Below are 11,861 nucleotides of genomic sequence, written 5' to 3' on the forward strand. Positions count from 1 at the left end.
TTTCACAAGATGATCTGCCTGTGCCTCGGCAGAACGGATGCCTACGCCATCAGGCCGACTGCTTCTCGTCGCGCAGCTCGCGCCGCAGGATCTTGCCAACGTTGGTCTTCGGCAGGGTCTCGCGGAATTCGATCAGGCGCGGGCGTTTATAACCGGTCAGCTCTTCCTTGCAGAACTCCATCAGCGTCTCGACGGTCAGTGCCGGGTCCTTTTTGACCACGTACAGCTTGACCGCCTCGCCCGAATGCTTGTCCGGCACGCCGACGCAGGCCACTTCCAGCACGCCCGGGTGCGAAGCGACGACGTTCTCGACTTCGTTCGGGTACACGTTGAAACCCGAGACCAGGATCATGTCCTTCTTGCGGTCGACGATGCGGGTGAAGCCGCGTTCGTCCATGATGCCGATGTCGCCCGTTTTCAGGAAGCCGTCCGCCGTCATGACCTTGGCCGTTTCGTCGTCGCGTTTCCAGTAGCCGGCCATCACCTGCGGGCCGCGCACGGCGATTTCTCCGGACTGGCCGAAGGGGACGGGTTTGTCCGCTTCGTCGAGGATCACCACTTCGGTCGAGGGCAGCGGCAGGCCGATGGTGCCGGTGAAATCGGTGATGTCGCAGCGGTTCGCGGTGACGACCGGAGACGTCTCGGACAAACCATACCCTTCAACAATTGGGGTGCCGGTAATCTTGAGCCATTTGTCGGCCACCGCTTGCTGCACCGCCATGCCGCCGCCCGGGCACACCAGGTAGCTCGAGTGGTCGAGGTTCGCAAAGGCCGGCTGGTTGACCAGGCCGTTATACAGGGTGTTCACGGCCGGGAACACGTTGATCCGGTACTTGCCCAGTTCCTTGATAAAACCGTCCATGTCGCGCGGGTTCGGGATCAGGACGTTCATTCCGCCCAGGCGCATGCCGAGCAGGGCGCAGACGGTGAGCGCATAGATGTGGTACAGCGGCAGCGCGCACATGAACTGCAGCTGCTGGCCGCTCGGGGCGCGGCCGAGAGAAGGACCGAACCAGGCTTCGTTCTGCAGCACGTTGGCCAGCACGTTCTTGTGCAGCAGGACCGCGCCCTTCGAGACGCCCGTGGTGCCGCCCGTGTACTGCAGGAAGGCGATGTCGTCATGCCCGAGTTTCACCGGCTTGAAGGTCAGGCGCGCGCCCTCGGCCAGCACCTTGTTGAAACCGATCGAACCCGGCAGCGACCAGCCCGGCACCATCTTTTTCACTTTACGGACGACGAAGTTGACGATGGTTCCCTTTACGCCGCCCAGCAAATCGCCCATGGTGCCGACGATGACGTGTTTGACGGGTGTATTCGCAATCACCTGCTCCACCGTGTGCGCGAAGTTCTCGAGCACCACCAGGGCCTCGGCGCCCGAATCCTTCAACTGGTGCTGCAGTTCGCGCGGGGTGTACAGCGGGTTGACGTTGACGATGGTGTAGCCGCCGCGCAGGGCCGCGGCCATCGCCACCGGGTATTGCAGGACGTTGGGCAGCATGATCGCCACGCGCGCGCCCGGCTGCAGGCCGCGGCTCTGGAACCAGGCGGCCATGTTGGCCGACATGCGATCGAGCTCGGCGTAGGTGATGGCCTTGTCCATGCAGGCGAAGGCGTTCTGGGCCGCGTACTTGCGGAAGGACTCTTCCAGCAAATGGGTCAGGGAGCGGTATTGCGTCGGGTCGATCTCCGCCGCCACCCCCGCCTGGTACGACTTGAGCCAAAACTTGTCCATTGATGCCTCGCCTTCTTGAATGCTGTGTGTCCAATAAATGCAAAGCCGCCCGATTTGGCGGGCGGCTTTGCCAACCGACACGCTGGTAACTACACCGGCGTGTCAGGCTGCTTGCTTTTGCGTTGTCTGCTGTTCGTCGCGCAGCGCGCGCCGCAGGATCTTGCCGACGTTGGTCTTCGGCAGTTCGTCGCGGAATTCGATGTATTTCGGTTTCTTGTAGCCGGTGAACTGCTGCTTGCAGTAGTCCATTAGCGCGGCTTCGGTCAGGTTCGGATCGCGGCGCACCACGAACACCTTCACCGCCTCGCCCGAGTGCTCGTCCGGCACGCCGACGACCGCGCATTCGAGCACGCCCGGGTGGCCTGCGATCACGCCTTCGAGTTCGTTCGGGTACACATTGAAACCCGAGACCAGGATCATGTCCTTCTTGCGGTCGACGATTTTCACGTAGCCGCGTTCGTCCATGGTGCCGATGTCGCCCGACTTGAAGAAGCCGTCGGCCGTCATGACCTTGGCCGTTTCGTCCGGACGGTTCCAGTAGCCGGCCATCACCTGCGGTCCGCGGATCGCGATCTCGCCCGGCTGGCCGAGCGGTACCGGATTGCCGTCGTCGTCGAGGATGGCGATGTCGGTCGAGGGCACCGGCAGGCCGATCGTACCGGTAAAACCCTGCTCGTCGGCGCGGTTGCAGGTGGCCACCGGCGAGGTTTCCGACAAGCCGTAACCCTCGATGATGCTCTTGCCCGTCGCTTGCCTGAACTTGTCGTTCACCGCCTGCTGCACCGCCATGCCGCCGCCATTGGCCGTCTTCAGCATCGAAAAGTCGAGGCTGGCGAAGTCCGGATGGTTGACCAGCGCGTTATACAGCGTGTTCACCGCCGGCAGCGTGGTGATCTTGTACTTGCCCAGTTCCTTGATGAAGCCAGGGATGTCGCGCGGGTTCGGGATCAGGATGTTCAGGGCGCCGACGCGCATGCCCCACATGGCACACGCGGTCAGCGCGAAGATGTGGTACAGCGGCAGCGCGCAGACGATGGTCGGGAACTCCACGTGCGGCGGCTGCGAGTTTGCCGGTTCGGCCCAGGCTTCGGCCTGCAGCACGTTGGCGATCACGTTGCGGTGGGTGAGCGTGGCGCCCTTCGAGACGCCCGTGGTGCCGCCCGTGTACTGCAGGAAGGCGACGTCGGACGCGCTGATCGTGGGCTTATCGAAGGGCATCTTGCCGCCCTGGGACAGGGCGTCCTTGAAGCGCACCATGTTCGGCAGCGCAAAGTCCGGCACCATCTTTTTCACGTTACGCACGACGAAGTTGACCAGCATGCCCTTGGCGCCGCCGAGCAGTTCTCCCATGCTGGCGACGACGACGTGGCGCACCGCGGTGTTTTTCAGCACCTGCTCGACCGTGTGCGCGAAGTTCTCGAGCACGATGATCGCTTCGCTGCCCGAGTCCTTCAACTGGTGCTCGAGTTCGCGCGCGGTGTACAGGGGATTGACGTTCACCACCGTGTAGCCGGCGCGCAGGATGGCGGCGATCGCGATCGGGTACTGCAGCACGTTCGGCATCATCACCGCCACGCGCGCGCCCTTGCTCATGCCGCGGCTTTGCAGCCAGGCGGCCATGCGCTTCGAGCACTCGTCGAGCTCGGCGTAAGTCAGGAAGCGGTCCATGCAGACATACGCGTTGTTCTGTGCGTACTTCTGGAAGGACTCTTCCAGCAAGTGGACGAGCGAGGTGTACTGGTCGGGATTGATCTCGGCGGGGACGCCGGGGGGGTACGACTTCAGCCAAATTTTGTCCATCAGGTGCCCTCTGTCTCAATAGGTCGTTATCGTCCACGGCGCCGCGTACTAGCGAAAGCCACCCTGGCGTGCATTATGCCTTTGCTATTGAATGTGATGCTATCGGGCAGCGCCTGCATACGCAAGCGCTTTTGGCACGATTGGAACAGGCACTCTACGGCATGGCTGCATTGGTGCGCTGCACCATGTAATTCGCCGGCGGCGCAGCGACGTCGATCAGCTTGAGGGCATGGGTGCGCTCGGTTTTATCGAGTTTCGCCAGGCGGTTCACCTTGCGGTAAAACGCGCTGAAATCCTTTTCGCCTTTGAGCATCGCGCGGAAGGCCGGCACGTAGTCGTTGTAGGTGGCAATCGAGGCCAGGTGGGCGTTCGACAGCGGCTCGGCGAAGAAGCGGTCGTAGCCGGCGTAGCCGCCCCAGTTCGCTTTTAAAACCTGGTATTCCTCCTTCAGCGCGATGAACAGGCGCGCCTTGGCGATGCGTTTATCCTCGTCGGGCACGATCGAGGCATAGGTGCGTTCCAGCTCTTTCCGGTACTTCAGCAGCAGCGCCAGAAAATCTTTTCTGCGCACCGTGTAGCGCGCATAGCCCTCGCGCATGGCCGGGTTCCCGAAGCGTTCCAGCCACAACTCGACGCCGGCCTCTTCCACCGCGCTGGCGAAGGATTCATTGAAACGCGAGTCGCCCGCGACATAAGTCACCTGGTGCGCCAGCTCGTGGAAAATCAGGCGTGCCAGTTCCGCATCGGGATAGTTAATAAAAGTCGAGATCAGGGGATCGCTGAACCAGCCGAGGGTCGAATAGGCGCTGACGCCGCCGACTTCGACGTCGCGGCCTTCGGCCCGCAATTGTCTGGCATAGGCCTGGGCGTCGTCCTTGCTGTAGTAGCCGCGATAGTTGACGCAGCCGGCCACCGGGAAGCACCACTGCAGCGGTTTCATCGACAGCTCGGGCGTGGCGACGACGTTCCACAGCACATACTGGCGTTTCAGGGCGGCGTAGTTTTTATAGCTGTCGTTGTCGGGCAGGCCCATTTGCTGGACCGCGAAGCGGCGGATCTGGCGCGCCGTTTCCAGGCGGTGCCGGAGGGAGGTGTTGGTGGCCGGGTCGGCCAGCCAGTCATCGATGGGTCGTGCGTCGGAGAGGAGTTCGAGTTGGCCCTGGGCGGCCTGGGTGTAGTAATTCAGAGTAGAACAACTGGCAAGTAAGGAGACGGCGCCGGCGGCGGCGCTCACGAGGAGCGCGCGCCGGAAAAACGGGGAGAGTTTACGGGGTAGTTTCTTCATGTCCGGGTTGGAGCGCGGCCTTTTCAACCTGCACCAGGGTGTCGTAGAAAGTGGGCGCCCGACCCATGTCGGTCAGGCGCTGGCTGGTCACTTCATTGGCGTTCTTGCCGTCTTTGGAAAGCTTCTTCCACCAGATCGACAGGCCCACCACGAGGCCCGGTCGCGCTTTCTCGGTCACGCGCGCCTTGGCAACAAAAGAGCCGCGGTCGTTAAAAATACGCGCCATGTCACCGTGCTTGAGGCCGCGTGGGGCGGCGTCGTTCGGGTGGATGTCGAGGTGCGGCTCGCCCTCGGTTGCACGTAGGCTCTGAACATTGACAAAGGTTGAGTTCAGGAAGTTCCGGGCCGGCGGAGAAATCATCGCCAGCGGATATTTTTTGGCCAGCGCCGGATTCGAGGCCACCGATTCGTAAGGCGGAATATAGGTCGGCAGCGGATCGAGGCCATCGTTCGCCATCGTCGCGGAATAGAATTCGCACTTGCCCGAAGGCGTAGGAAAACCGCCTTCGGCGAACGGCGCGTCCGGCATGTTCAGCTTTTGCCAGCCCTTCTGTTTCAGCGACTCCCAATCGAAGTGGATCGCGCGCGTATGCGTCTTGTCGAAGGCTTGCGCGGCGAGTTCGTCGTCGGATTCGAGGAAGCAGGGATCCGTCAGCCCCATACGTGCCGCAAGCAACCTGAAAATTTCGCTGTTCGGCTTGGCCTCGCCCATCGGCGCGATTGCCGCGTTATTCGCCATCATGTACAGGTGGCCATACGCCAGGTGCGCATCGACGTGTTCGAGTTGGGTCGTGGCCGGCAGCAGGATGTCGGCGTAGTCGGCGCTGTCGGTCTGGAACTGTTCCAGCACGACAGTGAACAAATCCTCGCGCTCGAAACCTTGCTGCACCTTGGCCGAATCGGGTGCGATCGCCAGCGGGTTGGCGTTGTAGACGATGACGGCTTCGACCTGCGGCCCGAATTCGGCCGATGCAGGTTTTAACAGATCGTCGCCGATGGTCGTCATGTTGATCGTGCGCGGGTTGCGGCCGGCCAGCAGATCGGGGCGCTGTAACTTGGCTTTATTCGCCGGGAAGGAACCCGAGGTCGAGAGCTGGATACCGCCGGCCGCATGGCGCCAGGCGCCGACCAGGGCCGGCAGGCAGCTCATGTTGCGCACCGCCATGCCGCCACCGCGCGCACGCTGCACGCCATAGTTGCAGCGGATCGCGACCGGTTCGCCGCGCAGCGCCGTATTTCCGTACAGGCGCGCCAGGTCGACCACCTCGGCCGCCGTGACGCCGCAGGTCTCGGCAGTGCGCTCCGGCGTCCACTCGGCGGCGCGCTCTTTCAGTTCCTCGAAGCCGAGGGTGTGGCGGGCAATGTAATCGTGGTCGATCAGGTTTTCCTCGATCAGCACGTGCATCAGGCCGAGCGCAAAGGCGGCGTCGGTGCCGGGCAGCAGCGCGATGTGCTGGTGGCACTTCTCGGCCGTCAGCGAGCGGTAGGGGTCGATCGCGATCAGTTTCGCGCCGCGGCGTTTCGCTTCCTGGGCGCGCATCCAGAAGTGCAGGTTCGAGGCGATCGGATTGCCGCCCCAGATGATGATCAGTTTCGCGTCCTGGAACTGCTCCATGTCGGTGCCGATCGAGGCGCCGACCGTGTATTTGTAGCCCGTAAAACCGGCGGTGGCGCAAATCGTGCGATCGAGCAGCGAGGCGCCGATCTTGTTGAAGAAGCGCATCGACATCGCCTCACCTTGCACCAGGCCCATGGTGCCGCAATAGCTGTAGGGCAGGATCGCTTCCGGATCGCGCTCCGCGATCGGTTTCAGGCGCGCAGCGATCTCGTCGAGCGCCTGGTCCCAGCTGATGCGCTCGAAACGTCCCTCCCCCTTCTTGCCGACGCGGCGCATCGGATACAACACCCGGTCCGGCGAATAGGTGCGCTCGACGTAGCGCGACACTTTCGTACACAGCACGCCCGCCGTGGTCGGATGCTCCGGATCGCCGCGCACCTCGGTCGCGACACCATCTTCGACGGTGACCAGCAAGGCGCAGGTATCGGGGCAATCGTGGGGACAGGCGGCGCGGACTTGGGTGATGGACATCGGGGACTATTCTCGGGAAAAACGTCGATAAACCAATACTTTATCTGATTCCGCCGGGGCTGGTGACGGGGGATGGATTTCCCACGTTGAGGCGGGCTACAATGGTTCACAGACCTTGCAATTACGTCCATGTACACAGGGAGAACAAGATGAGACTCGTGGAACCCATCCTCGCGTTCCAGGCCGAGCTGGAAGCAATCCGCCGCGACCTGCACGCCCATCCGGAACTCTGCTACGAAGAGCACCGCACCTCCGACGTCGTCGCCGCGCGCCTGGCCGACTGGGGCATCCCCGTCGTGCGCGGGCTCGGCGGCACCGGCGTGGTCGGCATCATCAAGAACGGCAGCTCAAGCCGTGCGATCGGCCTGCGCGCCGACATGGATGCGCTGCCGATGCAGGAACTCAACACATTTGACCATGCGTCGCGCCACCCCGGCAAGATGCATGCGTGTGGCCATGACGGTCATACATCGATGTTGCTGGGTGCAGCCCACTATTTGTCGCGTCACCGCAACTTTGACGGTACGGTGTACCTGATTTTCCAGCCGGCCGAAGAAGGCGGCGCCGGCGCCCGGCGCATGATCGAGGACGGCCTGTTCGAACAATTCCCGATGGAGGCGGTCTACGGCATGCACAACTGGCCGGGCCTGCCGGCGGGCAGCTTCGGCGTGATCCCGGGGCCGATGATGGCGTCCAGTAACGAGTTTCGCGTGGTGGTCAAAGGGAAAGGCGCGCATGCGGCGCAACCGCATCGCGGCATCGATCCGGTGATGGTGGCGGTGCAGATTGCACAAGCCTGGCAGACCATCGTCTCGCGCGAAAAGAATCCGCTGGACACCGCGGTGCTGTCGATCACGCAGATCCACGCGGGCAGCGCCACCAATGTCATTCCCGACGAAGCCGTGATGATCGGCACCGTGCGCACCTTCTCGACCGAGGTGCTCGATTTGATCCAGCAGCGCATGGAGCAAATGGCGAAGGGGATCGCGGCCGGCTTCAATGCGGGCGTCGATTTCGGCTTCAAGCGCAACTATCCGCCGCTGGTCAACCATCCGGAGCAGACCGCGTTCGCCGTCGAGGCGATGCGCGCCGTGGTGGGCGACGCCAATGTGAACGTCAAGGTCGAACCGACCATGGGGGCGGAAGATTTCGCCTTCATGCTGCAGGCGAAGCCGGGGTGCTATGTCTTTATTGGCAACGGCGATGGCGAGCACCGGTCGGGCGGGCATGGCTTAGGACCGTGCCAGCTGCATAACGGGAGTTATGATTTCAATGACCAGTTGCTGCCGATCGGGGCCAGTTATTGGGTGAAGTTGGTCGAGACGGGGTTGCCGGTCGGTTGATGTTGCCGCCATGTGTGAGGGCGCCGATGTGCGGGCGATGATAACGCGTGGGCTCGAGAGCCCGGTGAACCCGTCATTGATGCCATTGGCATCAATGACCCCGTACGGTGCACCGCAGCCACGGGGTTCAGCGTAACGTAGGGTGGGCTCTCGAGCCCACGCGTTGTACCTCTGCTCACCCGCTACGGCAACAAATCCGGCCCGCTGCCAACGCGCTGCCCCGGATTGATCCGCTCCAGCGCCAACAAAGCCGCCGCGTGATCGGCACTGCCGAACTCTCCTTCGATCGACTCGTAACTGCGTGCCGCCGCACTCGTCAGCGGCAACACCAACCCCGCCTCCGCTGCTGCCGCCAGCACATTGTGCATATCCTTTAACTGGCTTTTCACCTGCCCGCCGGGCATGAAATTGCGGTCCAGCATGCGCTGGCCGTGTACCTCGAGGATGCGGCTGCCGGCGAAGCCGCCGCGGATCGCATCGCGCACGGCCGCCGGATCGGCGCCGGCCGCCTGCGCCAGCAGCAGGGCCTCGGCGACGACGTTGATGGTGGCGCCGACGATCAGTTGATTGCACAGCTTGGCGACCTGGCCGCTGCCGTTCGGACCGACGAGTTGGGCGCTGCCGAGGACGGCGAGCACGGGCGCGGCCTCCTGAAAATCGTGCAGGCTGCCGCCGGCCATGATCGCCAGCGTGCCCGCCTCGGCGCCGCCGACGCCGCCCGACACCGGCGCGTCCAGGAAGCGCATGCCGTGGGCCCCCAGGCGCGCATGGAAGCCCAGGGCCTCGTCGTGGCGCGTCGAACTCATGTCGATCCAGAGGGCGCCCGGCGCCAGCGCCGGCAGGGCCGCCTCGATGGTCGCGCCGACGGCGGGCCCCGCTTCCAGCATCGAGATCACGATGGCGGCGCCGGCCACGGCTTCTTCCACCGAAGCACAGGGAACGGCGCCGAGTCCGGCCAGCAGCTGCGCCTTGGCGGCGGTCCGGTTCCAGACGCGCGGGGCGAAGCCGGCTTCGGCCAGGCGGGCGGCCATCGGGCGGCCCATCAGGCCAATGCCGAGGACGGCGACAAGGGGATGCGGCATGCGGTTCCTTTCGAATTCATGATGTGCGCTACGTGCTTTTGTTCGCGCTAGTACAATATTTGGATTCGCCAGCGTGGACTGGCGTATACCTTTACGAAAGCAATTATGGCCTCTAATAAAAAAATTGCCACCCTTGCCGGACTCGCCATCGCCCTGCTCGCGGGCCGTGCAAGCGCTGCCGACAACGGCTGGATCGATTCTGCTTCGGTCGAGTTCGGCTCCGGCTCGAAAGTGCGCATCGGCCGCCTGGCGGTCCAGAAGAACTGGGATGCGCAGTGGTTCGCCTCGAACGGGCGCCACCTGTCGGGCTACTGGGACCTGTCGGCTGCCTACTGGCGCGGCACGGCTTACCGCAACGTGGACGGCCAGCACCAGAACCTGGCCGTGGTCGGGATCACGCCGGTGCTGCGTTACCAGCGCGACGACAAGCTCGGCTGGTATGCCGAAGGCGGCATCGGCGCCAACCTGTTCTCCGAGCTGTACAACAACAGCGACAACCGGCTGTCGACCGCCTTCCAGTTCGGCGACCACATCGGCATCGGCTATGTCACCGCGAACAAATGGGATCTCGGCCTGAAGTTCCAGCATTATTCGAACGCCAGCATCAAGCGCCCGAACAGCGGCGTCAACTTGCTGGTAGCGAGCGCCCGCTACCAGTTCTGACCAGCCAGTCACAGGCGGATGCCGTCAAGACGGCGTCCGCTTGAAATCGGCATCTCATGATTTATGTGACAATCCGGAGAGGCATGCGCACCCACCGGATGAGGCCCGTTTGAACAGTTCCACCGTCAAAACCTATTTGCCCTGGCTGGTCGCCACTGCCCTGTTCATGGAGCAGCTCGACGCCACCGTCGTCAATACCGCCATTCCCAGCATCGCGCTCAGCCTCGGGGTCACGCCGCTGAGCCTGAAATCGGTCGTCACCAGTTATATCCTGGGCCTTGCGGTCGGCATTCCCGTCAGTGGCTGGATGGCCGACCGTTTCGGCACGCGCCGCGTGTTTCTCATCGCGATCGGCATCTTTACCCTTGCCTCGGTCCTGTGCGGCCTGGCGCCGAATGCGCAGATGATGACGGCCGCGCGCCTGCTGCAGGGGCTGGGCGGAGCGATGATGATGCCGGTCGGGCGCCTGGCGATCGTGCGCACCTTCCCGAAATCGGAACTGCTCGGGGCCATGAATTTCGTCATCATCCCGGCCCTGATCGGCCCCCTGCTGGGCCCGACCGTGGGCGGCCTGATGGTGCACTGGACCTCCTGGCGCGCGATCTTCTTCATCAACGTGCCGTTCGGCCTGATTGCGATGTATCTGGTCTGGCGCCACATGCCGGACTACCACGGCGACGAGCGCCGTCCGCTCGACGTCCTCGGCCTGATCTTGTTCAGTTCCGGTACCGCCATCCTGTCCTGGCTGCTGGAAATCTTCGGCGAGCATACCCAGAGCGTCCCGACGATGATCTTGCTGCTGGCGGTCTCGGTCGGCCTGCTTGCCGCCTATGCCTGGCATGCGAGCCGCATCAAGTTCCCGCTGCTGCGCCTGGCCCTGCTCAAGGTGCGCACCTTCCGGATCTCGGTGGTCGGCGGCTTCGTGACCCGCCTCGGCGTCGGCGGCCTGCCCTTCCTGCTGCCCCTGCTCTACCAGTTGGGCCTGGGCTTGCCGGCCTGGCAGTCGGGCTTGCTGATGATGCCGTCGGCAGCGGCGGCGATGGGCATGAAACTGATCGCGCCAAAAGTGCTGGCGCGCTTCGGCTACCGCCAGGTGCTGGTATTCAATACCTTGTTTATCGGCCTGACGATCGCCCTGTACGGCCTGGTCGGGCGGGAAACGCCGCTGGCCGCCATCGTCTGCATTAGCCTGATGCAGGGCTTCTTCAATTCGCTGCAGTTTTCCAGCATGAACACGCTGGCCTATGCCGACATCGAGGCCGGCGACACGAGCATGGCAAGTACCATCTCGAGCTCGTTCCAGCAATTGTCGATGAGTTTCGGCCTGGCGGCGGGATCGCTGGTGACGGCCTGGTTCCTGGGCCGCGTGCCGCAGACCAATCAGGTGCTGGTGACCGGCGCCCTGCACCACGCCTTCTGGGCCCTGGCCGTCATGACGGTACTGTCGGCGGCGATTTTCTGGCGCTTGCGCCGCAAGGATGGCGACAGCATCAGCCGCGGCCGTGCCGTCGCCAAAGAGGCCGAGCCGGTGGCGCAGTAGCGATTCAGGTACCGGTGGCGGGCGCCGGGTCGACCGTCAGCCGCGCCAGCACCCTTTCGCGGTTGTGCATGACGAAGCCGACGAAGGCCGGCTCCTTGACCGCCAGGCGCAGGATGCCGGGCAGCAGGGGATAACAGAAGACGGCGACCTTGCGCACGGCCTCGTCGTTCGCCAGCGCCGCGCGGGCCGCGGCCTCGCTGCCGCCCAACATCGGCATCAGCGAAGCCCGGTGCCGCGAGACGATCGCATTCAAGGGGGCGGCCAGTTTGTCGGCCAGGGCGGATGGTTCGGGGGCAGCGTGCATCGTCATCTCCAAGTGGTCATCAC

9 protein-coding genes are annotated in these 11,861 nt (G+C 63.7%); 3 read left to right on the forward strand and 6 right to left on the reverse strand.

Annotated features, from left to right (window positions below; genetic code table 11):
- Nucleotides 1–49: 49 nt before the first annotated feature.
- The 4 genes from LPB04_RS04405 to LPB04_RS04420 form a co-directional block, all read right to left on the reverse strand.
- Nucleotides 50–1,732: a long-chain-fatty-acid--CoA ligase gene (locus LPB04_RS04405; protein ID WP_193687549.1), complete on the reverse strand. Its 1,683-nt coding sequence runs from the start codon at nt 1,730–1,732 to the stop codon at nt 50–52.
- 102 nt (nt 1,733–1,834) lie between these two features.
- Nucleotides 1,835–3,532, reverse strand: a complete 1,698-nt coding sequence (locus tag LPB04_RS04410) for a long-chain-fatty-acid--CoA ligase (RefSeq protein WP_193687550.1) — start codon at nt 3,530–3,532, stop codon at nt 1,835–1,837.
- Between the two features lie 154 nt (nt 3,533–3,686).
- Complete coding sequence (locus tag LPB04_RS04415; RefSeq protein WP_193687551.1) at nt 3,687–4,817, reverse strand: aminopeptidase; 1,131 nt, start codon at nt 4,815–4,817, stop codon at nt 3,687–3,689.
- Nucleotides 4,798–6,906, reverse strand: a complete 2,109-nt coding sequence (locus LPB04_RS04420) for a molybdopterin-containing oxidoreductase family protein (protein WP_193687552.1) — start codon at nt 6,904–6,906, stop codon at nt 4,798–4,800. The genes LPB04_RS04415 and LPB04_RS04420 overlap by 20 nt, the downstream gene beginning before the upstream one ends.
- 149 nt (nt 6,907–7,055) lie before the next feature.
- Here LPB04_RS04420 and LPB04_RS04425 point away from each other — a divergent pair, with 149 nt between their 5' ends.
- Nucleotides 7,056–8,249, forward strand: coding sequence for a M20 aminoacylase family protein (locus LPB04_RS04425; RefSeq protein ID WP_193687553.1), 1,194 nt, complete (start codon nt 7,056–7,058; stop codon nt 8,247–8,249).
- A 182-nt stretch (nt 8,250–8,431) separates the two neighbouring features.
- On the opposite strand, the gene LPB04_RS04430 is transcribed toward LPB04_RS04425, so the two are convergent.
- Nucleotides 8,432–9,331: an NAD(P)-dependent oxidoreductase gene (locus tag LPB04_RS04430; RefSeq protein ID WP_193687554.1), complete on the reverse strand. Its 900-nt coding sequence runs from the start codon at nt 9,329–9,331 to the stop codon at nt 8,432–8,434.
- Nucleotides 9,332–9,436: 105 nt separating this feature from the next.
- Between LPB04_RS04430 and LPB04_RS04435 the strand changes: the two genes are divergently transcribed.
- Both LPB04_RS04435 and LPB04_RS04440 read left to right on the forward strand, forming a co-directional pair.
- On the forward strand, nt 9,437–9,994 hold the full coding sequence (locus LPB04_RS04435) for an acyloxyacyl hydrolase (protein ID WP_193687555.1): 558 nt from the start codon (nt 9,437–9,439) through the stop codon (nt 9,992–9,994).
- A gap of 109 nt (nt 9,995–10,103) precedes the next feature.
- The gene (locus LPB04_RS04440; protein ID WP_267878247.1) at nt 10,104–11,534 is read left to right on the forward strand and encodes a DHA2 family efflux MFS transporter permease subunit; all 1,431 of its coding nucleotides are present in this window, start codon (nt 10,104–10,106) and stop codon (nt 11,532–11,534) included.
- Nucleotides 11,535–11,538: 4 nt separating this feature from the next.
- Here the strand turns inward: LPB04_RS04440 and LPB04_RS04445 are convergent, their stop codons facing one another.
- On the reverse strand, nt 11,539–11,838 hold the full coding sequence (locus LPB04_RS04445; protein ID WP_193687556.1) for a hypothetical protein: 300 nt from the start codon (nt 11,836–11,838) through the stop codon (nt 11,539–11,541).
- Between the last annotated feature and the right edge of the window lie 23 nt (nt 11,839–11,861).

The sequence above is a fragment of the Massilia litorea genome (assembly GCF_015101885.1).
Lineage (GTDB): Bacteria > Pseudomonadota > Gammaproteobacteria > Burkholderiales > Burkholderiaceae_D > Telluria > Telluria litorea.